The 25,268-nt window shown below is 66.4% G+C and carries 27 protein-coding genes; 8 read left to right on the top strand and 19 right to left on the bottom strand.

The features are described 5' to 3' along the window. The first annotated feature begins 13 nt into the window (after nt 1-13). From fliK to mog, 4 genes are all read left to right on the top strand, one after another. Nucleotides 14-1,537 (top strand): flagellar hook-length control protein FliK, encoded by a 1,524-nt coding sequence (gene fliK, locus BHK69_RS25470; RefSeq protein WP_069692547.1) that lies wholly within the window; start codon nt 14-16, stop codon nt 1,535-1,537. Beyond that, nucleotides 1,534-1,827, top strand: a complete 294-nt coding sequence (locus BHK69_RS25475) for an EscU/YscU/HrcU family type III secretion system export apparatus switch protein (RefSeq protein WP_069692548.1) — start codon at nt 1,534-1,536, stop codon at nt 1,825-1,827. The genes fliK and BHK69_RS25475 overlap by 4 nt, the downstream gene beginning before the upstream one ends. Beyond that, nucleotides 1,824-2,954 carry a GNAT family N-acetyltransferase gene (locus BHK69_RS25480; RefSeq protein WP_069692549.1) on the top strand — a complete coding sequence of 377 codons (1,131 nt, stop codon included), beginning with the start codon at nt 1,824-1,826 and terminating at the stop codon, nt 2,952-2,954. Before BHK69_RS25475 ends, BHK69_RS25480 begins: the two co-directional genes overlap by 4 nt. 176 nt (nt 2,955-3,130) lie before the next feature. After that, complete coding sequence (gene mog, locus BHK69_RS25485; RefSeq protein ID WP_069692550.1) at nt 3,131-3,676, top strand: molybdopterin adenylyltransferase; 546 nt, start codon at nt 3,131-3,133, stop codon at nt 3,674-3,676. An 11-nt stretch (nt 3,677-3,687) separates the two neighbouring features. Here mog and BHK69_RS25490 read toward each other — a convergent pair whose 3' ends face one another. The 15 genes from BHK69_RS25490 to BHK69_RS25560 form a co-directional block, all read right to left on the bottom strand. Beyond that, nucleotides 3,688-4,326, bottom strand: coding sequence for a flavin reductase family protein (locus BHK69_RS25490; protein WP_148663588.1), 639 nt, complete (start codon nt 4,324-4,326; stop codon nt 3,688-3,690). Nucleotides 4,327-4,533: 207 nt separating this feature from the next. Next, the gene (locus BHK69_RS25495; protein ID WP_069692552.1) at nt 4,534-5,463 is read right to left on the bottom strand and encodes an N-carbamoyl-D-amino-acid hydrolase; all 930 of its coding nucleotides are present in this window, start codon (nt 5,461-5,463) and stop codon (nt 4,534-4,536) included. Between the two features lie 329 nt (nt 5,464-5,792). After that, nucleotides 5,793-6,182, bottom strand: coding sequence for a response regulator (locus BHK69_RS25500; RefSeq protein WP_069692553.1), 390 nt, complete (start codon nt 6,180-6,182; stop codon nt 5,793-5,795). Nucleotides 6,183-6,192: 10 nt separating this feature from the next. After that, nucleotides 6,193-7,275 carry a chemotaxis-specific protein-glutamate methyltransferase CheB gene (gene cheB, locus BHK69_RS25505; RefSeq protein ID WP_069692554.1) on the bottom strand — a complete coding sequence of 361 codons (1,083 nt, stop codon included), beginning with the start codon at nt 7,273-7,275 and terminating at the stop codon, nt 6,193-6,195. After that, nucleotides 7,275-7,868 (bottom strand): hypothetical protein, encoded by a 594-nt coding sequence (locus tag BHK69_RS25510; protein ID WP_069692555.1) that lies wholly within the window; start codon nt 7,866-7,868, stop codon nt 7,275-7,277. Before BHK69_RS25510 ends, cheB begins: the two co-directional genes overlap by 1 nt. Beyond that, nucleotides 7,865-8,710, bottom strand: a complete 846-nt coding sequence (locus BHK69_RS25515; RefSeq protein ID WP_069692556.1) for a CheR family methyltransferase — start codon at nt 8,708-8,710, stop codon at nt 7,865-7,867. Before BHK69_RS25515 ends, BHK69_RS25510 begins: the two co-directional genes overlap by 4 nt. 17 nt (nt 8,711-8,727) lie before the next feature. Beyond that, complete coding sequence (locus BHK69_RS25520; RefSeq protein WP_069692557.1) at nt 8,728-10,614, bottom strand: methyl-accepting chemotaxis protein; 1,887 nt, start codon at nt 10,612-10,614, stop codon at nt 8,728-8,730. Between the two features lie 87 nt (nt 10,615-10,701). Next, on the bottom strand, nt 10,702-11,211 hold the full coding sequence (locus BHK69_RS25525; protein ID WP_069693956.1) for a chemotaxis protein CheW: 510 nt from the start codon (nt 11,209-11,211) through the stop codon (nt 10,702-10,704). A 2-nt stretch (nt 11,212-11,213) separates the two neighbouring features. After that, a complete protein-coding gene (locus tag BHK69_RS25530) occupies nt 11,214-13,595 on the bottom strand; it encodes a chemotaxis protein CheA (protein WP_069692558.1) in 2,382 nt (793 codons plus the stop codon). Nucleotides 13,596-13,604: 9 nt separating this feature from the next. Further along, nucleotides 13,605-13,964 (bottom strand): response regulator, encoded by a 360-nt coding sequence (locus BHK69_RS25535; protein ID WP_069692559.1) that lies wholly within the window; start codon nt 13,962-13,964, stop codon nt 13,605-13,607. Between the two features lie 5 nt (nt 13,965-13,969). Further along, nucleotides 13,970-14,266: an STAS domain-containing protein gene (locus BHK69_RS25540; RefSeq protein ID WP_158516273.1), complete on the bottom strand. Its 297-nt coding sequence runs from the start codon at nt 14,264-14,266 to the stop codon at nt 13,970-13,972. A 152-nt stretch (nt 14,267-14,418) separates the two neighbouring features. Further along, on the bottom strand, nt 14,419-14,886 hold the full coding sequence (locus BHK69_RS25545; protein WP_069692561.1) for a response regulator: 468 nt from the start codon (nt 14,884-14,886) through the stop codon (nt 14,419-14,421). 73 nt (nt 14,887-14,959) lie between these two features. Then, a complete protein-coding gene (locus tag BHK69_RS25550; protein WP_083269678.1) occupies nt 14,960-16,414 on the bottom strand; it encodes a methyl-accepting chemotaxis protein in 1,455 nt (484 codons plus the stop codon). 109 nt (nt 16,415-16,523) lie between these two features. Beyond that, entirely contained in the window at nt 16,524-17,063 is a 540-nt protein-coding gene (locus BHK69_RS25555; RefSeq protein ID WP_069692562.1) for a GNAT family N-acetyltransferase, read from the bottom strand. Nucleotides 17,064-17,139: 76 nt separating this feature from the next. Next, nucleotides 17,140-18,042, bottom strand: coding sequence for a DMT family transporter (locus tag BHK69_RS25560; protein WP_069692563.1), 903 nt, complete (start codon nt 18,040-18,042; stop codon nt 17,140-17,142). Between the two features lie 202 nt (nt 18,043-18,244). Here BHK69_RS25560 and BHK69_RS25565 point away from each other — a divergent pair, with 202 nt between their 5' ends. The 4 genes from BHK69_RS25565 (at nt 18,245) to BHK69_RS25580 (ending at nt 21,199) form a co-directional block, all read left to right on the top strand. Next, entirely contained in the window at nt 18,245-18,991 is a 747-nt protein-coding gene (locus BHK69_RS25565) for a superoxide dismutase (protein WP_069693958.1), read from the top strand. A 149-nt stretch (nt 18,992-19,140) separates the two neighbouring features. After that, nucleotides 19,141-20,133, top strand: a complete 993-nt coding sequence (gene mbfA / locus BHK69_RS25570) for an iron exporter MbfA (protein WP_069692564.1) — start codon at nt 19,141-19,143, stop codon at nt 20,131-20,133. A 98-nt stretch (nt 20,134-20,231) separates the two neighbouring features. Continuing rightward, nucleotides 20,232-20,723 carry an SRPBCC family protein gene (locus BHK69_RS25575; RefSeq protein ID WP_069692565.1) on the top strand — a complete coding sequence of 164 codons (492 nt, stop codon included), beginning with the start codon at nt 20,232-20,234 and terminating at the stop codon, nt 20,721-20,723. Between the two features lie 125 nt (nt 20,724-20,848). Beyond that, the gene (locus BHK69_RS25580; protein ID WP_069692566.1) at nt 20,849-21,199 is read left to right on the top strand and encodes an ArsR/SmtB family transcription factor; all 351 of its coding nucleotides are present in this window, start codon (nt 20,849-20,851) and stop codon (nt 21,197-21,199) included. Here the strand turns inward: BHK69_RS25580 and BHK69_RS25585 are convergent. From BHK69_RS25585 to BHK69_RS25600, 4 genes are read right to left on the bottom strand one after another with little or no spacing between them, the layout of a single operon-like run. Further along, complete coding sequence (locus BHK69_RS25585) at nt 21,196-22,593, bottom strand: AtzE family amidohydrolase (RefSeq protein WP_069692567.1); 1,398 nt, start codon at nt 22,591-22,593, stop codon at nt 21,196-21,198. The two genes, BHK69_RS25580 and BHK69_RS25585, sit on opposite strands and share 4 nt — an antisense overlap. Then, entirely contained in the window at nt 22,590-22,814 is a 225-nt protein-coding gene (locus BHK69_RS25590; RefSeq protein ID WP_069692568.1) for a DUF4089 domain-containing protein, read from the bottom strand. The genes BHK69_RS25585 and BHK69_RS25590 overlap by 4 nt, the downstream gene beginning before the upstream one ends. Beyond that, on the bottom strand, nt 22,811-24,421 hold the full coding sequence (locus BHK69_RS25595; protein WP_069692569.1) for a regulator: 1,611 nt from the start codon (nt 24,419-24,421) through the stop codon (nt 22,811-22,813). Before BHK69_RS25595 ends, BHK69_RS25590 begins: the two co-directional genes overlap by 4 nt. 20 nt (nt 24,422-24,441) lie before the next feature. Then, on the bottom strand, nt 24,442-25,128 hold the full coding sequence (locus BHK69_RS25600) for a cysteine hydrolase family protein (protein WP_069692570.1): 687 nt from the start codon (nt 25,126-25,128) through the stop codon (nt 24,442-24,444). Between the last annotated feature and the right edge of the window lie 140 nt (nt 25,129-25,268).

Here is a 25,268-nt window from a genome sequence, read left to right on the forward strand (position 1 = left end):
TGGCCTCGCCTCGATGAATCTCGCCCAGCTCCTCCAGAGCCAGAACCTCGCCACTCTGCTGCAGGCGCTCGCGCCCACGGCCGAACTCGTGCCGGGCCAGACGGTCGAGGCGCAGCTGCTGACGCTTGACGGCAACGGCCTGGCGACGGCGCTCATCGGCGACACCAAGATAGCGCTCGTGCTCGCTGGCCCGGAAGCGAAGCAGGCGGCATTGCTCCCCGGCGCGACGCTGCTGCTCAGGATCGACGCCGCCGAGGACCAAGGCGGAAGCTTGCGCGCGACCTTGGTCGAGATGCGCCCGCCCGCTCCCGCCGGCGTTGCACCCACGACGCCGCAATCCACCCCGCAGACCAGCCTGGCCGCTGCTCCCAATCCGGCGCCGACAGCCTCCCCGGCGACAGCTGCCCCGGCCGAGCCCCCGCGCGCATCGGCCCCTCTCCAGCCGAGTTCGCTGCTGCAGGCCGCGGCCACAGCCGATGCACCACGCCCGGCCACCGCTTCCCAACCGTCGCAGGTCAGCGCCGCCCCCTCGCCTCGCGCCATTGCCGGGCCTCTGCTCGGGCCGGTGCTGGCCAATCAGGACGGTCTCGCACCGCTCTTCGCCAATCTGCGCAGCCTCTCCGAAGGCTCGGTCGCGCTCACCTTGCCCAAGCCGCTGCTGACCCTGATCGAGCGCGTCCTGGCCCAGGCCGTTCCTGTCGAGCGCAAGCCGCTTGGGGCAGAGGTCCTGAAGGACGCCGTCCAGCGCTCCGGCCTGTTCATGGAGAGCCGCCAAGCCGTGACGAGCCAAGCCTCGGCCAGCCAAGCCGCAAGCCAGCCCGTACCGCCGCAAGCCGACCTCAAGGCGAGCCTCGTGACGCTGCGCGATGCCCTCGCCACCGTGATCGAGCGCTTCGTGCCGACGCCGGCCGGCAAGCCGCAAGCCGCGCTCCTGCTTTCGCCTCAAACGGCCGGTGCACCGACCACGACGGCAAAACCCACGCCGCCGCGCCGCGACGGCCCGCTCGCGCTCCAGCCGATCGTGGAGCCGACCCTCACGGCAGGCGAAAAGCCGCTGACGATCGCGCAAACTCTGCTGGAGCAGACCGACGCCGCCCTCGACCGCGTCACGCTTTCGCAATTCGCCTCGCTGCCGCTGGACGGCGCGCGGCCCGACCAGAACCAAGCCCCGCGCTGGCTGACCGAAATCCCCCTCGCCTTCCATTCCGGCGCGGCCGTTCTGCCGCTTCATATCGAGAAGGAGCCGCCGCGCCGCGGCCCCAACGGCGTCGAAGCGCCGCTCTGGCGCATCCGCTTCGCGCTCGATGTCGAGCCGATGGGCCCGCTGCAGGGCGTGGTCACGCTGCAGGGCCGCAGCGTCGGCGTCACGCTCTGGGCCGAGCGCGAGGAAACCAGCCGGTTGCTGCGCGGCGCCGCTCCCGGACTGGAGGCAGCGCTGGTCGATGCGCAGTTCGAGAATGGCGCCATCGATATCCACACCGGCCAGCCGCGCGTGATGCAGCCGACCGCCGGCCAGTTCCTGGACCGGATGTCATGACCGCCCCCTCGCCGCGCCAGATCGCCGTCGCGCTCGAATATGATGGGCAAGGCGCGCCGCGCGTCACCGCCAAAGGCCGGGGCGAACTGGCCCAGCGCATCATCGAGACCGGACGGGAGCACGGCGTCGCCGTCGAAGAGAACGCCGTGCTGGCGCAGGCGCTCTCGGCCGTCGAGCTTGACGACCAGATCCCCGAAGAGCTCTACCGCGCCGCCGCCCAGGTCATTGCGTTCGTGCTGTCGCTGCGCGGCGAGATGAAGCGCGTGCGGCGCGACGGCGTCTCGCCTTGAACGCCACGATCGTCGTCAGGCGCATCCGCCCTGCGGATTATGTCGAGCGCGGCGCGGCCTTCACCGAGCTGAGCCTGCGCGCGCTCGCCGCCAACCCGCATATGGCGCCAGCCGCCATCGCCGCCGCGCGCCTGCTCATACCCGACGACAGGATCATCGTGCTCGCCGCCTGGCAAAGCGAGGCGCTGGGCTCCGAGCGCCTCGCCGGCCTCTGGGCCTTGCACCGGAAGCGCGACTGGCGCAGCGGCTTTGCACCCGTGCTCGTGGCGCCGCTGCTGCCGCTCTACGAGGTCTCCTCGATTCCGGTTCTCGATCGCGACCTCGCCAACGACGTGGCAGAGGCCATGCTCCGTCATATCCTGGCCTCGAGCGACCTGCCTAAGACGCTGGCGCTGCCCCTGCTACCGCTGGAAGGGGCCAGTCACGCCGTGCTCACCGAAGCCTTTCGCAGCACGGGCAGCCGGCTTGCCAGCCATGAGCGCTGGAGCCGGCCGATGCTGCTGCCGGAGGTCGGCGACGACGCCGAGCGTTATCTCAGGCGCGCGCTCGGGCAGAGCTACAAGAAGCGCATGCAGCAGTTCCGCACCCTCACCAAGGCGGGTGAGGCCGCGTTCCGGCGCGAGCGGGGTGAGGCCGCGCAAAACAGCTTCGACGCCTTCCTCGCCCTCGAAGCCGCCGGCTGGAAGGGCGAGGCCGGCACCGCGATCGCGCAATTGCCACGGGATACAGCCTATTTCCGCCAGCTCGTCGCCGGTTTCGCGGCGCAGGACGCCCTGCAGGTCGATAGCTTGCGACTGGACGGCGAGCCGATCGCCATGGGTCTGCTGATCGAGAGCGCCGGTACGCGGCATTTCCTCAAGATCGCCTATGACGAGAGCCAAAGCCGGCTCTCGCCCGGGCGCGCACTCACCATCGCCATGCTCCAGGCCGATTTCGCCGGCACGCCGCCTGTCGTCTTCGACAGCGGCGCGGGGGACAGCGTCGATGCCGGAACCTATGTCTGGGGCGAGCGGCGCGAGATGGGCCATGCGATCGTCACCCTCGGCAGCCACGGGCCGGGTCTGCCGGAGCTGGCAGCGCATGCGCGCCAGCGGCTGCGCCGCCTGCGCAAGCGCCTCAAGGGCTGAGCCCGTCTTTTCAGTAGCATGCGCGGCGCCGATCGGTCACATCTGCCTCGCAGCGCTTGAGCATTCTCGAGCGAAGTGGACACCGGTTCGCCTGAAGAAATGCGATAAAACAAAGAGGTAGAGCATTTGCGCGTTTCGGCGAAAAGCGGAAATACTCTAGGGCAGGGTTTCAGGACATGAGCACGGATATCAGGATCGGCATCGTCACGGTTTCCGACCGTGCTTCGGCAGGCATCTATGCCGATGAGGGCGGCCCCGCCATCGAGGCCTATCTCGCCAGGGCGCTGACGAGCCCATGGACGCCGGTCGCCCGCGTCATTCCCGACGACCGCAAGCTGATCGCTGACACGCTGAAGGTGCTGGCCGACGAGGAAGGCTGCTGCCTGATCGTCACCACCGGCGGCACGGGCCCCGCTCCGCGCGACGTCACGCCCGAGGCAACCGAGGACGTGATCGAGAAGCCGATGCCCGGTTTCGGCGAATTGATGCGCCAGGTCAGCCTCACCAAGGTGCCGACCGCAATCCTGTCGCGCCAGACCGCCGGCATTCGCGGCAAGGCGCTGATCGTCAACCTGCCCGGCCGCCCGCGCGCCATCACTGAGTGCCTCGACGCAGTGATGCCGGCGATCCCCTACTGCATCGACCTGATCGAGGGCCCCTATCTGGAGACCGACCCGGCGGTGATCGTGGCTTTTCGGCCGGGGCAGAAGCCCAAGACGTGAGGTGACGCCGCTCAGTCCTGTTTCGCCAGCCAGCCGGCATAGTTGCCGCGCCTGAGGTCGAAGCGGTCGTTCTGGCGCGAATAGCCGTCGCCGAACATGCGGCCGACCGGCTTGTAGTCGCTCATGCTGACCCGCAGCGTCTTGGGATCGACGAGCCCCGCGCGAGCATGGATGCGGACGACCTCGCCGACCAGCAATTCCCGCGTCGGGCTGAAGGCGAGCGAAACCTGCTTGCGGCATTCCAAGGCGAAGGGCGCTTCCGCGATACGCGGCACGGCGACGCTGACGCCCGGCAGCAGCGAAAGCCCCGCCGCGTCGATCTCGCTGACCTCAGGCGGGAAGTCGATGGCGCAGATGTTCATCGCGTCCGCCAACCCCTCATCGACCAGATTGACGACGAATTCACCGGCCGCCGCGATATGGCGGGTCGTGTCCTTGGGGTGGTTGCCGGGCCCGTGCTGCAGGCCGAGCACGACCAGGGCCGGATCCTCCGAGAAGACGTTGAAGAAGCTGAACGGCGCCGCGTTGACGACGCCTTCGGGTGAAACGCAGGTGACGAGCGCGATCGGGCGCGGCGTCACGCTGGCGCAGAGCAATTTGTAGCGCTCACGCGGTTCGAGATCGGCAAAGGCGGCGGTGAAGTCGGTCATGGATGCGGTCCGCTCAAATGCCATGGGTTGGAAGAACCGTCCCCTCGCCGTCATCCTGGGCGACCGCAGGTCGACCCGGGATCCATCGTAGCGCGCTGAACTCTACGATGGATCCCAGCGCTCCGCGGAGTTTATCCTTGGGCCGATCGAAGATCGGACCCGGGGGCTACGGCCAGGATGACGCGAGGAGATGGATAGGCTGGAGCCTCACTCCGGCTCGATCACGCCGACCTGCGCCGTGATCGGCCCGTAATGTTCGATGCGGCGATGGCGCTTGAAGTCGAAGATCGTCGCCTTGCCGAAGCGGGTGTCGTCGAGGTCGCAAGCATGGACGATGACGCCATCCGCCTCACTCTCCAGCTCGGCTACGATCTCGCCGTCGGGATTCACGATCAGCGTACCGCCCATGCAGTGATGGCCGTCCTCGTCGCCGGCCTTCGCGACAGCCACGACCCAGGTTGCATTCTGATAGGCCCCGGCCTGGACCGAGAGCCTGTGATGGAACAGCCGTTGCGCCATGCCCTCTCCGGGCTTCTGCGAATTGACCGACGGCGTGTTGAAGCCGAGCACCACCATCTCGACGCCCTGAAGGCCCATGACACGATAGCTCTCGGGCCAGCGCCGGTCGTTGCAGATCATCATGCCCATCAGCCCGCCCATCAGCCGCCAGACCGGAAAGCCGAGATCGCCCGGCTCGAAATAGCGCTTCTCGAGATGCTGATGCGCGCGCTCGGGATCGAACTCGACATGGCCCGGCAGGTGGATCTTGCGGTATTTGCCGACGATCGTGCCCTCACGATCGACCAGGATCGAGGTGTTGAAATGCCGGCCTTCCGGCGTGAGCTCGGCATAGCCGAAGCTCATCCCCATGCCGTGCTCGCGCGCCCGTTCGAACAGAGGCTGCACCGCCGGGTTCGGCATCGCAGCCTCAAACCAATGGTCGGCCTCGGCCCGGTCCTCATGATGCCAGCGCGGGAAGAAGGTGGTCAGCGCCAGCTCCGGATAGATGATCAGCTCGGCGCCTTTCGCCTTGGCTTCATCCATCAGGGCAATCATCCGGGCGACGACGATGTCGCGGCCCTCGGCCTTCTGGATCGGCCCGAGCTGGGCGGCGGCGACGGTCAGGATACGGGACATGGAACCTCGGTATCGGAAATCTAGGCAGGCTTTGCCGGTGGGGTTGCGTCTGGATGGCAATGACGGCGCCATCCTTGCGCCGAGACGCGCTTGCGCCAAGACGGCGCGACGCAAGGGGGCCAAGCGAAAACGATGCCAAGCCCTCATGATGCGAGCGCCGGTTCGCGGCAGATGTCGGGCGGCGACCAAGAGCCGGAGCAGGATCAATGCGAAAAACCGGTTCCCTCTTTTTCGCATCCCGCTCTGGCGCCAACGACCCGATATGGATGCGCCCCGCAGCCTTGCGGCTCGGGGCGCTGGAACGGGTGATGTGTCGAGCGGCGGCGCGATTATGAACTCAGCGACAGAACCTTCTTCACGCGCACTTCGAGGTCGCGCAACTCATAGGGCTTCACCACATAATGGTCGGCGCCGTTGGTGGTCGCCTCGTCCATCTTGTCGACCGAGCGCTCGGAGGTCGCCATGATGATCTTGATCTGGTTCAGCTCCGGCACCGAACGGATCGCACGCAGCAAATCGATGCCGCTCATGCCGTCCATGTTCCAGTCGAGCAGCAGCAGATCGTAGCGCTTGCTCTGCATCTTCATCAGGGCTTCGCGGGCGTTCTCGGCCTCGTCGATATCCTGGAATTCGATCTGCTTCAGAAAATACGTCGCGAGCCCGCGCATGCTCTTCTGATCGTCGACCACGAGGATCCTGTAGTCGCTTCTCGCCTTCATCACGCTCTCCTCACGCGGTGCGCAGATGCGGTCGCTCGCCGATCAGGTTGCCGACAGCGGCACCGATCTGATCGAGCGGCACCACCCTGTCGGCGGCACCCAATTCGTAGGCCGCTTTCGGCATCCCGTTTACCACACAGGTTTCCCCACTTTGGATTAACGTCTCCGCACCAGCTTTACGCATGGCTAACAAACCGTCAGCGCCATCGCGGCCCATCCCGGTAAGCAGAATGCCGACCGCATGCTGGCCGAGGCTGCGCGCCACCGAATGGAACATCACGTCGACGGAAGGGCTGTGGCCGCTGACCAATGGCCCTTCCCGCAGCACGCAGACGAGTTCGCCCCGGCGCTCCTCGATCTCGAGATGGCGCGGCCCGCCGGGCGCGACCACCGCCATGCCGGGTTTCAGCTTGTCGCCATCGGCGGCCTCGCGGACATCGAGGCCTGTCGCGGTCGCCAGGCGCGCCGCGAATTTCGCGGTGTAGCCGGGCGGCATATGCTGCACCACGACGACAGGGATACGCAGATGCGCGAGGTCCCGCATCACCACCTGGACGGCCGGCACGCCGCCGGTCGAGGCGCCGATCGCGATCAGCGAGGTGCGCCCGCCGCGCGCCGGCTCGCGTGCCAGCACCGGACGTGCGGGCGCGGCCTCGCGCCGCGCGGCGAACATACGCCGGCTCACTGAGGCCCGCGACAGCGCCGCAACCAGATGCTTCATGAAGCCTTCGAGCGTATGCGTCGTGCCGTCGGGCTTCTCGATGAAATCGATCGCGCCGAGCTCCAGCGCCTGGATGGTGTTGTCGGCGCCCGGCCCTCCGAAAGCCGAGACGATCAGCACCGGCAACGGGTCCTGCTTGAGCACGCGGGCCAGCAGCTTGAGGCCGTGGCGACCTGGCAATTCGAGATCGAGCGTCAGGACGTCGGGCCGCAATTCCTGGATCGCGTCCCAGCCTTCCTCGGCGCTGCCGGCGACGCCGATCACCTTGAAGCCGGGTGCGGAATCGATGATCTGCGTCATCAGCTTCTGCATCAGCACGGAATCGTCGACGACGAGGACTTTCACCGGGCCAGGAGAGGTCAGCGTGCTCATCACCAGATCTCCACTTCACCAGCCACGGGTTGAGTCTTGAGGCGATTGAGGTAAGCGACTTCCTGCTCGTGCTCGCTGTCGCGCGTGCTCGGCTGCACATGCTGCACCCAGGCTCGGCCGGTTGAAGGCTGGTAATGGATGCGGCGCGAGCGCGTGCCACCGACGTCCTTGGACACCACGGGAATGCCCTCCACCCTCAGAAACTCATTGACGAAAGCGATGTTGCCGTCGCCGATCGCCAGCATCGTGGCGCCCGACAGCACGCGCGCCCCGCCGAAGACCTTGGCTTCGAGATTGCCGCGCCTGGCGCCGCGCTTGAGCAGGCCGTTGATCAGGACCTCCATAGCGGTATCGCCATAGCGCTCGCCGGCATTGGTGTCCGAACCGCCGTTGTTCTTCGGCAGCAGGAAATGGTTCAGCCCGCCGACCCCGACTTGGGGATCGCGCATGCACACCGAGATGCAGGAGCCGAGCACGGTCGCCACGATCTCGTCCTTGGCCGCGGTGATCTCATGCTCGCCTGGCGCGACCGTGATGATCGTCGCCTCGAAGCGCGGGTCGAAATAGCGACGAGAGGCCCGGGCAACGCTCATGCTGTTCTCTCATAGATGGTGCGGCCGATAAGCCGGAGCTGGGGGTGCGGCTGCGGGAGCGATTCCGAATGGCCGAGATAGAGGAAACCGCCCGGCGCCAGCAGCGCCACGAAGCGGTCGAGGATCGAAGCCTTGGTCTGGGTGTCGAAATAGATGAAGACATTGCGGCAGAAGATCACGTCGAACGGCCCGCCCATCGGCCATTTTTCGATCAGGTTGAGCCGCTTGAATGCGATCAGCCGGCGCAAATCCTCGCTGATGCGCGCCTCGCCCCTGGCCGCAGCCTCAAGTTTGAGCAGCGGCTTGACGTCGGGCGGCAGCCGCTCGAACAATTCGCTCGGATAGAGCCCCGCTTCCGCCCGCTCCAGGATATCGGTGTCGATGTCGGTCGCCAGGATACGGAAATCGACATCGCTGCGCGAGCCCAGCACGTCGCGCGAGGTCGCCGCGATGCTGTAAGGCTCCTCGCCCGAGGAACAGGCCGAGGACCAGATCCGGATACGCCCGCGCCGCCCGCTGCGCTCCTGCAGCAATTTCGGCAGCACATCCTTGCGCAGATGGTCGAAATGATGCCGCTCGCGGAAGAAGGCGGTGTGGTTGGTGGTCACCGCATTGATCAGCTCGGGGATCTCGGAGACGGCGCCCGGCGTTTTCAGGAAAGCGCAGTACTCGGCGACCGAGCCCAGCCCAAGCGCCTTGACGCGACGCGCCAGCCGCCCGCGCGTCATCGCCTCCTTGTGCTCGCGGATGACGATGCCGGCATGCTCGTAAACGAGCTTGGCGATGAAGCCCATGTCGTCGCGCGTCAATGTCGCGTCGGCGAAGGCTTGGGGGGCGAGCATGGCGTTGGACCTCGACACTAGAATTCCGACCATTCCTCGGCGCGACCGCCGCCTGCCACGCGACGACGAAGCACCATCTTCTGCGGCGGAGCGGGCTCCGACCGGCGCGTCTCGACACGGCGCGGCAGGTGCGCCGGCTCTGCCCTGACCTGCACTCCGCCGAACCGCGGGGCCGTCTCCGTCTGGAAAAACGCGACGAGTTCCTTCAGCGTCGCGATCTGCTCCATGAGTTCGCCAGCCGAGGTCGCGCTCTGCTCGGCCAGCGCCGAGTTCGCCTGCGTCGTCTCGTCCATATGCGCGACGGTCTGGCTCATCTCTCCGATGCCATGCGCCTGCTCGGCAGTGGCCGACGAGATCTCGACGATGGTCGCGGAGACCTTGCCGGCAGCCGTGACGATCCGGTCCAGCGCCTCGCCGGTCGAGCGCACGAAACGTACCCCCTCCCCAACCTGCTCGTTCGAGCTCGCGATCAGGGCCTTGATGTCCTTGGCGGCCTGGCTGGAACGCTGGGCGAGCGAGCGGACTTCCGATGCCACTACCGCGAAGCCCTTGCCGGCGTCGCCGGCGCGCGCCGCCTCCACCGCCGCGTTCAGCGCCAGCAGATTGGTCTGGAAGGCGATGCCTTCGATAACGGAGACGATCTCGGAAATCTTGACCGACGAATCCTCGATCCGCTCGATCGCGCCCACCGTCTTGGAGACGACGGCCTTGCCGTCCTCAGCGACGCCCATCGCCTCGCTGGCGAGGTCGGTCGCCTCACGCGAGCGCGCCGCGCTCTGCTTGACGGAAGCCGCCAACTGTTCCGTCGTCGCTGCCGTTTCCTCGAGATTGACCGCCGTTTGCTCGGTGCGCTGGGCAAGGTCGCCGGCGCCGGCATTGATCTCGAGCGCAGCGCGCGAGACATGGGCGGCTGTCGCCTGGATCGTCGCCACGGTCTGGGCGAGATGCTCCATCGTGCCGTTCAGGCTCTGCTTCAACTCGCCGAAGCGGCCGCGATAGGCGCCCTGCACGCGTGACGTCAGGTCGCCCTCGGACAATCCACCGAGCACGCCGGCGAATTCGCCGACCGCATCCTCGACGAGAGCATTGATGCTGTTGATGCCCTCTGCGATCCGCATCAGCGCCTCGGGCTTGCCGGCCAGCGGAACGCGGCGCGAGAAATCGCCGTCGACGGCAGCCAAGACCATGTCGGCGACCTCGGCCGAAGCAGCGAGCTCGTCGGTGAGCTCGAGCCATTCGACCGCGGTGCCGAAGCGGCGTCCATCGGCATGCATCACCGAGGTCAGCGAGAGCGAGACGGTGCGCCGGCCGAGCGCGAAGCGAATGGCGTCCTGGCCGGTATGCGAGAGGCCTGGCTGGTTGCGCACGCTCTCCATGACCTTGCCGAGCATGTCCTTGGCCGAGCAGCCCGGGAAAGCCGCGCGGAAGTCCTCCTGCGCCCCGGTAAAGAACTTGAGCAGCGAGCTGTTGACGTAGACGACGCGATCTTCGGCGTCGCAGACCATGACATTGGTGCGGCAACCGTCGAGTGCGGCACGGATGCGGGCGGATTCGATTGTCCTGTCATGGATGGTCTTGAGTGCACGGCCGATCTCGCCGATCTCGTCGTGGCGCTGCAATCCGGGGATCACCGCGTCCTCGCCTTCGGCGATCGACACCGCTGCATCGCGCATCGCCGCAATCGGGCGCTGGGCTCGATAGGCGAGCAGCCAGCCGAACAGCGCGACGACGCAGAGCGCGGTCGTGCTCAATGTCAGGATCTGGGATGACGCGGCGGCGAGCATGCCGCCTGCAACCTGCCAGACGCAGGCGCCGACCGCTCCACCTGCGATGAAGACCACGCCGACGACCATGAGCGGCAGCCTGACCGACAGTCTGGAAAGGGAACCGAGGGAACTGCCCATTTTTATCGTTTCTGTCTTGGCGTACGGTTCTGTGATGTGCGGTTCTTCCTGACGCTGAACGCAACCCCTTTTGGAAGTGGACCTATCTCAGGCGGCGCGGGCCGCCTTTGCCATCGCGCCCTCGGTGCCGCCGTCGCGGATCACGGCCGCGAGATCGAGCAAGGCGACGATATCGGTGTCGAGCAGGACGAGGCCTTCGATCAGGCCATGCTCGTCGCGCTCCAGATCGGGCGCCGGGCGAACCGCGCTGACCGGGACGTCGACGATGTCGGAGACCGAGTCGACCAGCAGGCCCGCGACCTTGTCCTCGATGTCGACGACGACGATGACATGGGTCGCAGTCGCATCGGTGAGGCCGAGCCCGATCGAGGTGCGCAGGTCGTAGACCGCCAGGATCACGCCGCGCAGGTTGAGTACGCCGCGCACATGAGGCGCCGCATGCGGCAGCGGCGTCGTCGCCTGCCAGCCCTTGATCTCGCGCACCATGCCGACATCGATGCCGAAGGTCCGGTCGCCGACCTTGAAGGTGACGATGCGGCGCACCGCCGATTCCGGCTGCGCCGACGAGAAATGCTTTTCGCCGAGTTGAAGGGTCATGATCATCCAGCCATTTTCAGTGCGGGAACAGATGGGCGGCCGCTGGAGGCGGCAAGGCGTAGCATCGAGTCGACGTCGAGAATGAGCGCGACGAGGCCGTCTCCGAGAATGGTCGCGGCAGACGCGCCATTGACGGTGCCGTAATTGCCTTCGAGGCTCTTCACCACGACCTGCTGTTGGCCGACGATCTCGTCGACCGCGATGCCGACATTGTCACCACGTTCGGTCTCGGCGATGATGATGATGTTCTCGTTGGGCGTGCCGGTCGAGCCCATGACCGCGCCGAGCCGGTGCAGTGGCGTGACCTCGCCGCGCCAGCGCAGAACCTCCTGGCCAAAGGTGAGATGCTCGATCGGCGTCGAGGCGAGATGCTGCGTCTCGATCACGCTGGCGATCGGGATGACGTAGCGGTCGTCGCCGCAGCGGATGACCATGCCTTCCAGCACCGCCAAGGTCAGCGGCAAGGCGAGCGTGAACTTGCAGCCCCTGCCCGGCTCGGAATCCACCGAGATGCGCCCACCGAGCGACTCGACGTTGCGGCGCACCACATCCATGCCGACGCCGCGCCCGGAGACGTCGCTGATGACCTCGGCGGTCGAGAGCCCGGCAGCGAAGATCAGTTGATCGATCTCCTCCGGCGCGAGCTTTTCATCCTGCCCGACGAGCCCGCGGGATTTCGCCTTGGCGAGCAGCTTGTCGCGCCCGATGCCGCGCCCGTCATCGGTGACCGAGATCACGATGCGCCCGGCGCGATGCTCCGCGACGAGCTTGATCGTGCCCTCTGGATTCTTGCCGGCGGCGATGCGGTCTTCCGGCGTCTCCAGCCCGTGATCCATCGAGTTGCGGATCATATGGGTCAGCGGATCGGCGAGTTCCTCGATGATCGTCTTGTCGACCTCGGTGTTCTCGCCTTCGAGAACGAGCTTCACTTCCTTGCCCAGCGTCTGCGCCAGTTCGCGCACCAGGCGCGGCATGCGCTGGAACACGGCCTTCACCGGCTGGGCGCGGACCGCCATGACATGGTCCTGCAATTCGCGCGTCTGACGCGACAGCGTCAGGATGCCTTCGGCCGTCTTGGCGTGGACGTCATAGGGTAGCGAACGCACGCATTCGACCAGCATGGACTGGGTGATGACGATCTCGCCGACGAGGTTCATCAGCTTGTCGATGCGGTCGAGATCGACACGCACGCTGACGGCCTGGCGCTGGCGCGCGGCGGCCGCATCATTGGCGGGTGCACGCGCCGCCGGTGTCCTGGACGGCGCCGGAGCAGCCTCCGCAACGGCCTGGACCGGGGCTGCGACAGGCGCGGCGGCCGGCTGGATATCAGGTTCCGGCGCGCTGGTTGGAGCCGGCCCCAGCCTGGCGAGGATCGCAGAGAGGTCGGCGGCGACATTGGCCGAGACTTCGGCCTCCGGCGCCGCGGGCGCCTCTTCGTCCGGCTCGGCGTCGTCATTCGCGGCAGGCGGCGAGAGCGTCTCGATCTCGAACTCTTCGGCGGCGAGCGTGAAGTCGAAGCGGCTGTAGATATCCTCGACCGAAAGCTCGGTGCGCAGCGTCACGATGAAGCGCATATGGCAATCGGTGACGTCGAGCGTCTCCAGCGGCGGCACCTGGCTCAGATCGCACACCACCGAGACGATATCCTCGGCGGGCAGCGAGCCCAGCACGACGCGCGGCTCGATGACGCGGCGAAACAGATCCGATTCCGGGTTGATCCGCAGGCAGAGATCGCGGCCGGGCTTGTCGGCGGGCGACGGCGCGGCGGCAGCCGGCTCGTCGTCCCAGCCGTCGTCGACGCGCGCGGGGGCGGCTCCGGTCTTGGCTTCGACCATGGCGAGCAGATTGCCGAGCGCGGCGATGCCGGGAGGAGCGTCGTCAGCGGCAGCGGGCGCTGGCTTGGCAGGCGCTTTCGCAGCGGCCGGCTTTGCAGCCTCGGCCTTGGCGGGCTCGGGCGCGGCGGCGGCAGGTGCTACGGCGGTAGGTGCTGCGGCGGCAGGCTTGGGCGCCTGGCCAACCCGCTCCAGCGCTTCCAGCAGATCGGGCCGCGCATTGGCGACCTCGTCGTTGCGGGCGGCGGAAACGAGATCGGCGACAGCGTCCGAGCAGCGCAGGAACAGGGAGAACGGCGCATCCTCGAGCGCGACGCGGCCCGAACGCAAATGATCGAGCGAGGCCTCGAAGACATGGGCGAAGGCGACGAGCTCGGTGCAGCCGAAGGCACCGGCCCCGCCCTTGATCGAGTGGATGGCGCGGAAGGCGGCGTTGACGTCCTCGGGATCGGTCGATCCCTCATCGAGAGCCTGGAGCTTCTGCTCCAGTGCGCCCAGGAGCTCTTCACACTCCTGGAAGAAGGTCTGCTTGAGTTCCGCCAACGGGTCCATCAGCCAGCCTCAGTTCTGATAGCGGGCGACGAGGCCGAGCAGGGTCGTAGGCTCGAACGGCTTGACCATCCAGGCGCTGGCGCCGGCGCGGCGGCCTTCCGCCTTGATCTCGGCACCGTTCTCCGTGGTCAGCACGATGATCGGCGTGTTCTGCCCGGCGGGCCTGGCCCGGCAGGCCCGGGTGAATTCGATGCCGTCCATCAACGGCATGTTGAGGTCGGTGATCACGAGATCCGGCTTGAACTTGTCGAAAGTGGTCAGCCCTTCCTCGCCATTCTCCGCGGCGGCCACTTCATGGCCGGCATTGCGCAGCGTCAGGCAGAGCAGGCTGAGCAGGGTCTTGGTGTCGTCGATAGCCAGGATCTTCATCCATATCACTCCAGAACGAGAGCGCTTCGAGCGGGGTCGAACCCGATCGCCTGCAGGGATTTGCGGCATTCCTCGGAAGCCGCCTTGAGGGAGACCGAGAGGCCGCGCGCCTTGGCACTGAGCGCGGCGGAATGCAGCAACTGCACCCAGAGGCTGGGGAAAGGACCAGCCCCCGCGCATTCGACGGAGACGCTTTCCTTCTGCTCCAGCGCGACCAGCAACTGGTTGCGAAAGGCCGCAGCTTCGGAGCGACCCAGGAAGGGAGGTAGGGAGACAGTGATGACCACGGCGGCGCGACCCATGAATGTGCCTCTGAGCATCGCGTCTCATTGGTAAAAACTTCGCTAACCAGCGCGCGATGCGTCAATCTTTTGGGCGATTCTAAGGCTTTTTCGACGCCCGCCGGCAGGCAGTGGCTCCTGGGCCCTCGCCGTCAGAACATTGGGCCTCGCCGTCAGAACATGTTGTTGCTGATCGCGCGCGGCACCAGCGAGATGCTGCCGTTCTGCTCCTTGTATTTCCGCGGGATGTTGATGATCCCCGACAGATGGAGCCACAGGTTATTGGGCGAGATCGGCTTGTTGATGATCTCGTGCGCGCCGAGCTTGGCGGCGTGAACGACCGAGCGTCGGTCCGGGCGCTCCATCATCACCAGCACCGGCGCCTTGGCGAAGGGCGAGGTCTTGAAGGAGCGGATCGAGGCGAGGCATTTCATGCTGCCGGAATCGGGCAGGTCCCAATCCAGGATCACGATGTTGGGCTGCTTCTGGATGAACATCGTCGCCGCCGAGGACAGGTCGGACGCCTCGAAGATGCGGTGGAGCTGCGCCTGGTACATCATCGTGCGGATGATGCGCCGATAATGCGGGCTCGCATCGATCAGCAGGACGGAGAGATTCGGGAAAGACGGCGCGATATGCATGACGCTTGCTCGACTCGCTCACTCAACACGATGACCGCGGCGCAACAGCACCAGCAGTCGGAACTCACCTACCTCAAACGCTGAGCCCGAAACGGAACCCGCCCCAATGGCGGCCCTTGACCCGGATCGGAGCCGAGAGATCTTCCATCACCAGGAACTGGCCGCCACCCATGTCACGCCGATAGGTCTGCAGCAGGAACGGCTTCTGGTTGCGCGCCGCAGCCAAGCCGGTGCGGTCGGCGAAGATGCGCCGGTTGCGGCAATTGGCATTGTTCCAGACCGGATCGCGTCCCTGGGGCTGCGAATATTTCTGGTTATGCGTCGGCAGGAAGCCGTTGCGATCGACCGCCGCGCAGAACACGATGCGGCGGTTCGAAGCCAGCAGCGCCTCCTGGATCGGCGGCAGGATGCGGTCGGTCAGCCCGACAAAGCGGGTCATATGCTGCAGCGGGTCCGAGCCGGCAACCGGCCGGTAGCCCTCGTCGAACAGATCCGCCGTCGTCAATTCGCCGCGCGCCAGCGCCTGCTCGAACAGGGCCCCGATCTGCCCGGCCGTCTCCATCGCGGTCGCGATCAATTCCGATTGCGCGGTGCGTACGCCAGACGCGGCGATGGCGCCCAGGATCGCCTCGCTGATCGAGACGAGCGAGGCGGTGCGCTGCGCCGCACGATCGAGATTCTCGCTCGACTGATCGACGCCGGCGACCAGCACCGTCAGATCTTCGCCGACCTTGGCGCAGGCAGCGGCGTTCGCGCGCGTCGGGTTCGAGATCGCGTCGATGTCGCCGATCAGCTCGACAACCGAGCGGCCGAAACTGTCGAGCTCGCCGACCTGCAGCGCGATGCTCTGGCTGCCCTCGCTGGCACGGCGCGCGGTCTGGGCGTTCTCCTGGCTGCGGCGTGCGAGCTGGTCGACCGATTTGACCAATATGTCGAGCTGCTTGGCGCTGAGCGCGGTGGCATCGCGGGTCTGCTCGGCCAATTGCTTCACCGCCGCCGCGATGACGGCAAAGCCGCGCCCGGCCGTGCCGCTGCGCGCCGCCTCGACGCCGGCATTGACCGATAGAAGCTGGATCTCGCGGGTGATGGACTGGATGGCCTCGCTCGATGCCCTGACCTTGTGGGCGTCGGAGACGGCCTCGGCCAAGGCCTGCGACATCGACTGCGCACCTTGCGACAGCGCCTCGATATCCGATTGCGCCGCGTTGAGCCCGACCCTGACCGCGCCGGTGACGCGCTCCAGCCCGCTCCTGACCACGGACGCCGTTTCCTGCGCCCCCTCCGCCGCCTGCTGGATGGCGCGGTTGGCGCGCGAGACCTGCTCGACGGCGCTGACGACACGATGCAACCCCTCGGCCTGCCCCTCGAGCTGGCCCGTCACATCGCCGATGCGGCCGGCGATATCGGTGATTTCGAGGCCGAGCTTGCCGAAGCGCTCCGAGATCGCGCGCACGGCATGCGCGGCTCCGGCCTCATGCTGCGCGTCCTCATTGGCCGGCTCCGGGACCTTCAGGGCGAGCGCATGCATGGTGGGGATGACCCTCGGTCGCGAAATTTCCGCCCAGACCGTAACGAAACGCCGTAAACCCGCCGTTAATGCGGGAAGCCGGCCCCAGGGAGTCCACGCTGGCCCAAGATCAGGGCTTGCGGGGATTCGCCGCGAAGAAATCCTCCCGCGTCATCACGTAGCATTTGCACGGCATGCCATCATGCTCGCCATCGCCGATGAAGGCCAAGCCCAGCTTCTCGGATACCCGCATCGAGGCCGAATTCGCCGGGTCGATATCCGCGGCGATCCGGCCGAGGCCCACCGTTCGGAAAGCGTGCTCGACGATCAGGCGCGCCGCCTCGGTCGCGTAGCCCTTGCCCCATGCCGATCGGTTCAGCCGCCAGCCGATTTCGATGTCCGGCCCAACACCGTCATAAGGAATCAGGAGAACCCAGCCGAGGAATTGCTCCGGTTGCGGCCTGGCGAAGAGCGACCAATATCCCAAGCCGGAACCGAAGGGTTTTTGAATCCGCTCGCGCAGGAAGCGCTCATGCCGTTCGGGATCATGCCAGGGCCCCACAACATGTTTCGTCACCTCCGGGTCACGGTCCATCGCCAGACAGGCCGCGAAATCCGCCATGGAGCAGGGCCGAACGAGCAAGCGGTCAGTTTCGAAGCTCGGCAACATTGTCGTCTCCTCAAGCCGTGACGCTTCTACTCAGATTGAGGTTGGGTAACGCGCCGCTGCGCAAGCTGGCCATCGCTCACCGCGCCGCCTTGAGGCTTGCCAGCGGCCTTGCCGGCAGCAGGATCGTGCCTGAGGCCGCCACCACCAGTACGAGGCCGAGCCAGTCGCTCGGGCTCGGCCGCTCGCCGAGCAGCACGACCGAGCCGAGCACGCCGACGGCGGGAACCATCAGGGTGCCGATGCTGGCGATACCTGCCGGCAACCGCGCGATCACGGTGAACCAGAGGAAATAGGCCAAAGCCTGCGCGCCCAGGATGTGGAAGCTCAGGGCCGCCAACGTGCGCGGCGCCAGCATCTTGGGCACCGGCAGCCCCTCGAAAGCGAGCATGCCGAGCGCGGCGACCGCCCCGCCGATGAGGAGCTGCCAGGCGGCCACCGTCACGGCTGGCGCCGAGACCGGCCAGCGCTTGGTCACGATCGTGCCCAGGGCCCAGCTCAGGGCGGCGATCAGCGCGAACAGCAGGCCGAGCGTCAGCCCGCCGCCACGGATCAGCGGCAGCCCCAGCGATGCGAGCCCGGCGATGCCGAGCGCGAGCCCGAGCAACTTGCGCCGGTCGAGCGCCTCGCCCAGCCAGAGCCGCGCCAGCAGCGTTGCCCAGATCGGCATGGTGAAGGTCAGGATCGCGGCGCGCGACGTCGGCGCCATCAATTGCGCGAAGGCGAGCAGGACGTTGAAGGCGGCGATCGAAAGGAACCCCGCCAGCAGCAAACGCGGCCATTCCGGGCGCCGCACGCGCAGCGATTGGCCGCGCAAAAGGGCAATGACGACCAGCGTCAACCCCGCGAAGGTCATGCCGCCGGCGCGAAGCGTCCAGGGTGCGATCTCGCTGAGCGATATCCTGACGGCAGGCCAGTTGAAGCCCCAGAGCAGGCCGAGCAAGGGAACGAGGAGGAGCGTGCGGGCGTTGGTCGAACTCATGCCACGATTATGGCAGAGACGCGGTGCCGGCCGTCATGCGAAGTCGTCTGCGCCATCTGCGGAAAAAGCTGCAGATGGGGTGTTCCGGAGAACCGCCAGCACCGCAATTTTTTGAGCGCCCCCACTGCATCCGCAGAACTATTGCGTGCATAACGTGAAGGCAACGCCGAGCCTGCAAGCCAATCGGCCTATGGAGGATGTCATGACCAACGCGACTTCGTTTTCCCGCCGCTCGCTGTTCGGCCTCGGCGCGGCCGCCATCGCCGTCTCGGCCGCACCCAAAGTCTGGGCCCAGGCCACGGCGCCGGCGGCTCCGGCAGGCCCCTTCTCGCTGCCCAAGCGCGCTTATGAGACCAACGCGCTCGAGCCGAATATCGACGCGACGACGATGGACATCCACTACAGCCGCCACCACGCCGCCTATGTCGCCGGCCTCAATGCCGTTGCCAAGGACCACGGCGTCATCGCCTCGACGCCCCTCCACAAACTGCTCGCCGACATCGGCTCGGTTCCCGAAGCGGCCCGCACCGCCATCCGCAATGCCGGCGGCGGCCATGCCAACCACACCATGTTCTGGGAGGTCATGGGCCCGAATGCGGGCGGCGCACCGAGCGGCGACGTCGCGGCCGCGATCACCAAGGACCTCGGGGGCTTCGACAAGTTCAAGGCCGATTTCGAGGCCGCAGGCCTGCGCGTCTTCGGCTCGGGCTGGGTCTTCGTCACCGTCGGAACCGACGGCAAGCTTGCCTTGCTCGGCAAGCCTAACCAGGACAGCCCGCTGATGGACAAGCACATGGTCCTGCTCGGCAACGATGTCTGGGAGCACGCCTATTACCTGAAATACCAGAACCGCCGCGCCGACTACCTCAAGAGCTGGTGGAACGTGGTCAACTGGGCCAAGGTCAATGAGCGCTATGCCGCCGCCAAGGCCGGCAAGCTGACCGTCTGAGCGCGCACCGATTTCCGACACTCAACGCCCGGCCAAAAGGCCGGGCGTTTTCGTTTCCGCTGCAGGCGAAGTTCCGAAACTCGGCGCTTCCCCTTGCGCATCTGCCGCGAAGGCGTTAGCTTAGAATTATTCCAAACTAGAGTTTTGACATGCTCTCACGCTTCTCCCTGCCCGGCCTCACCGGCAAACGCCGCTTCGACGATCTGTCGGAGAAGGAAATCCTGGCGCTGGCGATTTCCTCCGAGGAGGAGGATGGCCGCATCTATGCGATCTACGCACAGAAGCTCCGCTCCGAATATGCCGCCTCGGCCGCGATCTTCGATGGCATGGCCCAGGAAGAGGACGAGCATCGCGAAAGGCTGATCGACCTCTACCAGCGCCGGTTCGGCAATGTCATCCTGCCGGTCCGCCGCGAGCATGTCTCCGATTTCTACACGCGCAAGCCGGTCTGGCTGATCGAGAATCTCGGCCTCGACCGCATGCGGGAAGAAGCGGAAGATATGGAGCGTCAGGCCCGCGACTTCTATGTCGCGGCGGCCGGGCGTTCGAGCGATATCGACACGCGCAAGCTGCTCGGCGAATTGGCAGCGGCCGAAGCCAAGCATGAGAGCAAGGCGCAGGACCTGACCGCGACGCATCTCGGCGGCGAAGCCCGAGCCGACGAGGACATCGCCGCCAAGCGCCAGTTCATCCTGACCTGGGTCCAACCCGGCCTTGCCGGATTGATGGACGGCTCGGTCTCGACGCTGGCCCCGATCTTCGCCACCGCCTTTGCGACCCAGAGCACCTGGACCACCTTCCTGATCGGCCTCTCGGCCTCGGTCGGCGCCGGCATCTCGATGGGCTTCACCGAGGCCGCCCATGACGACGGCAAGATCTCGGGCCGGGGCGCGCCCTGGAAACGCGGACTGGCCTCGGGCATGATGACGATGCTCGGTGGGCTCGGTCACGCCTTGCCTTATCTGATCCCATCCTTCTGGACCGCGACCGCGATCGCGCTCATCGTCGTCTTCGTCGAGCTCTGGGCCATCGTCTGGATCCAGAACCGCTTCATGGAGACGCCCTTCCTGCGCGCTGCCTTCCAGGTCGTGCTTGGCGGCGGGCTGGTGCTGGCGGCGGGGATATTGATCGGCGGGGCTTAAGGCTCGCAGGCGGAGACGGCCCCGCCAAACGAGCAACCAAATGGTTGCAGGTTGGGGCGACAATTGCTAATTAACGAGCAACCAGGAGGTTGCTCGTGATGTCAGATTGCATCGAAAAGAAGGTTCATCTCCGCGCACCGCTCGATCGCGTTTGGCAGGCCATCGCTGATTCCAGTCAGTTCGGCATCTGGTTCGGCGTCGTCTTCGACGGGCCGTTCGTGGCCGGCTCCCGGCTGGTCGGGCGGATCACGCCGACGCAGGTCGATCCCGAGGTCGCGGCGATGCAGAAGCCCTATGAAGGCAAGACCTTCACCTTCATCGTGGATCGCGTCGAGCCGATGCGGATGATCGCGTTCCGCTGGCACCCCTACGCAGTCGATTCAAATGTCGACTATGACAGCGAACCAATGACGCTTGTCACTTTCGATCTCGCAGAAGTCGCCGATGGCGTTCTGCTGACGATCAGCGAGTCCGGCTTCGACGCCATCCCGCTGAGCCGCCGCGCCGAGGCCTTCACTGCCAACGATGGCGGCTGGACGAAGCAGGCTGAGCTGATCAAAAAATACCTTGTCGGCACGTCGGCATCGTAGAGCATTTTCGAGCGAAGTGGACACCGGTTCGCGTGAAGACAATGCAATAGAACAAGGAGATAGAGCATTTCCGCGATTCGGAGAAACGCGGAAATGCTCTAGCCCGCGATCGCAGGAAACCGATTATGTCGATCGCCGATCAGGCCGCAGGCCATGCCGGCCGTAATGCTCTCGTCTTTGCCGCTTTGGGAGACCCGACGCGGCTGGGCATTATCATGCGGCTGGGCGCCCGCGGGCCGCTTTCGACCATGAGCCTGACCTCCGCGACGCAGCTTTCGCGCCAGGCCATCGCAAAACACCTTCGCGCGCTGGAGGATGCGGATCTGGTGCACGGCAAGCGCGGTGGGCGCGACAAGGTCTGGGAACTGCGGACCGAGCGTCTGGAGGATGTCGGCGCCTATCTCGCCCAGATCTCGGCGCAGTGGGATCGGGCTCTGGGGCGTCTGCGCGATTTCGTCGAGCTTGAGCGGCCTTAAGCGAGCATCGCCGGCGCCTTCGCCTCGCACACCCCAGCCCGCTGCAACGCATGAGCCGCGCGCAGGCACACATCCTCGCGCCAGGGCGCAGCGATCACCTGCACGCCGATCGGTAAACCCGCGCCGAACACCGGCACGGCCGCGACGGGCAGGCCGATGCAGGAGATCGGCTGGGTGAACAGGCCGAGATTGGGCCGCAGCGGCACGGTCTCACCACGCAGGCTCAGCGTCTTCTGGCCGATTTCCGGCGCCGGACAAGGCGTCACTGGGGCAATGATCAGGTCGATATCGGCGAAGACCCGCATCATCTCGTCATGGAACCAGCGCCGCGCCGCTTGCGCCTGGATGTACCAGGCTGCCGGCTGCATTGCGCCGGCGAGGAAGCGGTCACGCGTCTCGGGATCGAAATCATCGGCCCGCGCCCGCAAGCGCCCGAGATGGAAGGCGGCGCTCTCGGCATTGGTGATCAGGAAGGCCGCGGCGCGGGCGATGCCCGCCCCCTCCAGCACCAGATTCCGCGTCGCGCCAAGAGCCACGGCGACCGCCTTCACCGCCGCATCGGCCTCCGGCATGCCGTCGGTCGCAAAATACCCGCCGGCCACCGCGATGCGTAAGCCCGAGACGCCATGCGCCAACGCCGGCAGCACCGGTTCGATCGCCCGTTGCGCGCAGGCCGGGTCATGCGCATCGCCTCCCTGCATCGCGTCATAGGCCATGGCGAGATCGGTCACGTCGCGGGCGAAGGGGCCGAGATGATCGAGCGAGTCGCAGAACGGAAAGCTGCGCGTGCGCGGCAGGCGGCCATAGGTCGGCTTCAGCCCGAAGACACCGCAGAGCGAACTCGGCACGCGGATCGAGCCATTGGTGTCCGAACCCAGCGATAGCGGAGCGAGCCCCGCCGCCGTTGCGGAACCGGAGCCTGAGGACGAGCCGCCAGCCATGCGCGCAAGATCATGCGGATTGCGGCAAGCGCCGTCATGGGCATTCTCGCCGGTGAAGTCATAGGCATATTCGCCCATGTTGAGCCCGCCCACGAGCACCGCGCCGGCCGCGCTCAACCGCTCGACCAGTGCGGCGTCGCGCGGCGCCGGCGCGCGCTCGCGATTGACTTTCGAGCCGGCCCGCGTCGGCAGGCCCTCGATGTCGAAGAGATTCTTGGCAGCGAAGGGCACGCCCGCCAAAGGCCCGAGCGTCTGGCCCGCAATCCGCGCCGCATCAATCCCCCGCGCCTGCGCCAAAGCCCGCTCAGTGGTGACGTCGGTAAATGCGTTGACCTGCGGATTGATCCTCGCGATCCGGTCGAGGAAGCCGGTGATGACGGCCTCGGCCGAGACCGCGCCCTCCCTGATCTGCGCCGCGATCAGATGCGCCGGCGTGAAGGCATCGAAACTCACGCAGGGTCTCCATCGCTGGTCCGCCCCGGCCGGAACACGGGCGCGAGCTCGAAGGAGGCATCGTCGAGCGGCGCGGCGCGCAGGATCTCCGACATCAGATGCGCGACACCAAGGAACTGCAGCACGCCGGGGCGCTGCTCCTCCGTGATCGTCAGGCCCAGCACTGGGGCCATCGCGTCGAGATGGCGCGCAGCGTCGAAGGCAGGTTTCGTCTCGCTCATTCCGCCGGTTCCAATACGCCCTGCGGCTCGGAGATCATCGGCTTGGGCGCCTCGGCCGCTACGAGTGAGCGCGAGCAGAGATAGAGGAAGCCCGCCACCATCGCATAAGCGAGGCTGATCGAGGGTGTGACGCCAAGCCCCTTGCCGATGCCGATCGCCTCGCCATGCATCAAACCGAAATAAGTCAGGATGGCGCCTGCTGCCGCGAACGCCGCCGCGTGCAAAAACTGCTTCTCGATGACGAAGACGGCGATGGCGCCGAGCACGAGGCCCGACAGGATCGCGCCGCCACCCATCAGTTCGAGCCCGTGATAGAGCACGCCCATATTCGCCATCTTGTCGATACCGACTGCCGCCGCATTGGTGCCGGCGGCCCCAAGCGCCCCGTCGATCAGCACCTTGGCCCAGGCAGCGAGATGCGGCGTCAGCGCCAGCACGATCGCCGGCGCATGGCTCACCGGCGTGGTCTGGAAGGCCTGCGCGCCGATCAGCATACCGATATAGAGCAGGATCGGCGAGATCGCGACGATCGGGATAAGCGCCAGCAAGAGCGCGATGACCCCGAACCAGCACAGCACGACGACGATCAGTCCGGTCGCGGCGGAATAGCCGATGCGCCCACCCATCGCCTTCCAGCCGGGATGGCCGATATAGACCGCGTTGATGAAGGGGTTGCCCATCAGGCAGCCGATCAGGCTGACGACGCCGTCGGCCGTCAGCACCCGCGTCGTCGGGTAATGGTCGCCGGCAGCCTCCGCGCTCTCGACATTGTCCATCGCCTCGACGAGATCGTAGATGCCGAAGGGGATCGCGGTGACGAGGATGATGCCGAGATAGTTGAAGCCCGAGAAGACATGGTCGAAAGCCGGCAGCGGCAGCGAGAAGCCGAAGGTCGAGAACGCCGCACCGAGCTTGGCGAGGCTGAGGCCACCGACATCGAGCCCCAGCAGCGCCGAGCCCCAGGCAATGACCATGCCGAAGGCGATGGCGACAAGCCCTGCCGGAATGCCCTTGGGATAGCGCACGCCGCCAAACCAGCTCACCAGGATGATAGCGAGGCAGACGAGCCCAATCGCCGGCGTCAGGAAGATCTCCAGCGCCGGACGCATCGAGATGAAAGCGATCGAGACGCCGGCCAGCGTGCCGAGCAGCGCCGCGCGCGGCGTGATCTTGCGGATATGGGGCGCGATGAAGCCGCCGATCATCAGGATGAAGCTCTGGAAGAAGACCCAGACGAGCCCCGCCTCCCAGCCCTTGACCGGATCGCCGGTCATCGAGGCGATCGGCAGCATGATCACGAAGGTGACGACGAACATATGCGGCACGCTGATGCCCGAGGGCAGCGCGCAGACATCGTCGCGGCCGGTCTCCTTCGCCAGCTTGTAAGCGAGCCAGGCATAATAGCCGGTCGAGAGGGCCATCATCAGCCCAAGCGCCGGCAGGATGCGCCCGAAGACGATCTCGCTCGGCATCTTCAGCACGAATTGCAGCAGGCCGGTCAACACCAGCAGGTTGACCAGGATATTGGTGCCGAAGCCGAACAGGGCGTTCCAGTCGCCCGGCGTCCAGAGTTTCGGTGAGGTCGTCGCCGCGGTCGCCGTCGCCATAGCCCCCTCCTGTGTTGTGCTCAGGCAGCGCGCCTGGCAGCGCTGAGCGCTGCCAGCACCTCGCCTGTCGTGGAAACCCAGCCGAAAATCCCGCCCTGGGCCGCAATCATGCGCAGGCCCACCTCATGGAACTCCGGGAAATAGGAGGCGCAGGCGTCGCCGAGCACGAGGCAGCGATAGCCCCGGTCATTCGCCTCGCGCACCGTGGTGTGGACGCAGACCTCAGTCGTCACGCCGGTGACGAGCAGCGTCTCGATGCCGCGATTGCGCAGCATGAGGTCGAGATCGGTCTGGTAGAAGGCGCCCTTGCCGGGCTTGTCGATCACCGGTTCCTCGGCCAGGGGCGCGAGCGCCGGAACGATGTCATGGCCGGCCTCGCCCCGGATCAGGATGCGCCCCATCGGGCCTGCCGCGCCGATGCGCTTCTTCGGATCGCCGCGCAAAACCTTGGCTGGCGGCGCGTCCGAGAGATCCGGCCTGTGGCCCTCGCGGGTATGGATCACCAGCATGCGGGCTTCGCGCGCGCCGGCCAGGATAGCCTGGCAAGGTGCGACCGCAGCGACGAGCAGCGAGACGTCGTTGCCGAGCGCTGCCCCAAACCCACCCGGCTCCAGGAAATCGCGCTGCATGTCGATGATCACGAGCGCAGTGCGCGCGAAATCGACGCTGAGCGGAAAAGGCTGGGCTGGAATCTCGGACCGGCTCACCGAAAACGCTCCCGACTGGCGAACGGAACGGGCTTTGCAAGGGCTATGCCTGAAAGCGATCGAGCCTGGCCGACCGGGCCTCCACCGAGAGGGATAAACGTAAGATTATGGAATCACATGGAAATCAGAACGGCCATTTC

It is taken from the genome of Bosea vaviloviae (assembly GCF_001741865.1).
GTDB classification, from domain to species: domain Bacteria; phylum Pseudomonadota; class Alphaproteobacteria; order Rhizobiales; family Beijerinckiaceae; genus Allobosea; species Allobosea vaviloviae.

Excerpts from the sequence above, each read along its gene's own strand:
- fliK (WP_069692547.1), top strand. The coding sequence starts at position 14 with ATGAATCTCGCCCAGCTCCTCCAGAGCCAGAACCTCGCCACTCTGCTG.
- BHK69_RS25475 (WP_069692548.1), top strand. The coding sequence starts at position 1,534 with ATGACCGCCCCCTCGCCGCGCCAGATCGCCGTCGCGCTCGAATATGAT.
- mog (WP_069692550.1), top strand. The coding sequence starts at position 3,131 with ATGAGCACGGATATCAGGATCGGCATCGTCACGGTTTCCGACCGTGCT.
- BHK69_RS25490 (WP_148663588.1), bottom strand. The coding sequence starts at position 4,326 with ATGACCGACTTCACCGCCGCCTTTGCCGATCTCGAACCGCGTGAGCGC.
- BHK69_RS25495 (WP_069692552.1), bottom strand. The coding sequence starts at position 5,463 with ATGTCCCGTATCCTGACCGTCGCCGCCGCCCAGCTCGGGCCGATCCAG.
- BHK69_RS25500 (WP_069692553.1), bottom strand. The coding sequence starts at position 6,182 with ATGAAGGCGAGAAGCGACTACAGGATCCTCGTGGTCGACGATCAGAAG.
- cheB (WP_069692554.1), bottom strand. The coding sequence starts at position 7,275 with ATGAGCACGCTGACCTCTCCTGGCCCGGTGAAAGTCCTCGTCGTCGAC.
- BHK69_RS25510 (WP_069692555.1), bottom strand. The coding sequence starts at position 7,868 with ATGAGCGTTGCCCGGGCCTCTCGTCGCTATTTCGACCCGCGCTTCGAG.
- BHK69_RS25515 (WP_069692556.1), bottom strand. The coding sequence starts at position 8,710 with ATGCTCGCCCCCCAAGCCTTCGCCGACGCGACATTGACGCGCGACGAC.
- BHK69_RS25520 (WP_069692557.1), bottom strand. The coding sequence starts at position 10,614 with ATGGGCAGTTCCCTCGGTTCCCTTTCCAGACTGTCGGTCAGGCTGCCG.
- BHK69_RS25525 (WP_069693956.1), bottom strand. The coding sequence starts at position 11,211 with ATGACCCTTCAACTCGGCGAAAAGCATTTCTCGTCGGCGCAGCCGGAA.
- BHK69_RS25530 (WP_069692558.1), bottom strand. The coding sequence starts at position 13,595 with ATGGACCCGTTGGCGGAACTCAAGCAGACCTTCTTCCAGGAGTGTGAA.
- BHK69_RS25535 (WP_069692559.1), bottom strand. The coding sequence starts at position 13,964 with ATGAAGATCCTGGCTATCGACGACACCAAGACCCTGCTCAGCCTGCTC.
- BHK69_RS25540 (WP_158516273.1), bottom strand. The coding sequence starts at position 14,266 with ATGGGTCGCGCCGCCGTGGTCATCACTGTCTCCCTACCTCCCTTCCTG.
- BHK69_RS25545 (WP_069692561.1), bottom strand. The coding sequence starts at position 14,886 with ATGCATATCGCGCCGTCTTTCCCGAATCTCTCCGTCCTGCTGATCGAT.
- BHK69_RS25550 (WP_083269678.1), bottom strand. The coding sequence starts at position 16,414 with ATGCATGCGCTCGCCCTGAAGGTCCCGGAGCCGGCCAATGAGGACGCG.
- BHK69_RS25555 (WP_069692562.1), bottom strand. The coding sequence starts at position 17,063 with ATGTTGCCGAGCTTCGAAACTGACCGCTTGCTCGTTCGGCCCTGCTCC.
- BHK69_RS25560 (WP_069692563.1), bottom strand. The coding sequence starts at position 18,042 with ATGAGTTCGACCAACGCCCGCACGCTCCTCCTCGTTCCCTTGCTCGGC.
- BHK69_RS25565 (WP_069693958.1), top strand. The coding sequence starts at position 18,245 with ATGACCAACGCGACTTCGTTTTCCCGCCGCTCGCTGTTCGGCCTCGGC.
- mbfA (WP_069692564.1), top strand. The coding sequence starts at position 19,141 with ATGCTCTCACGCTTCTCCCTGCCCGGCCTCACCGGCAAACGCCGCTTC.
- BHK69_RS25575 (WP_069692565.1), top strand. The coding sequence starts at position 20,232 with ATGTCAGATTGCATCGAAAAGAAGGTTCATCTCCGCGCACCGCTCGAT.
- BHK69_RS25580 (WP_069692566.1), top strand. The coding sequence starts at position 20,849 with ATGTCGATCGCCGATCAGGCCGCAGGCCATGCCGGCCGTAATGCTCTC.
- BHK69_RS25590 (WP_069692568.1), bottom strand. The coding sequence starts at position 22,814 with ATGAGCGAGACGAAACCTGCCTTCGACGCTGCGCGCCATCTCGACGCG.
- BHK69_RS25595 (WP_069692569.1), bottom strand. The coding sequence starts at position 24,421 with ATGGCGACGGCGACCGCGGCGACGACCTCACCGAAACTCTGGACGCCG.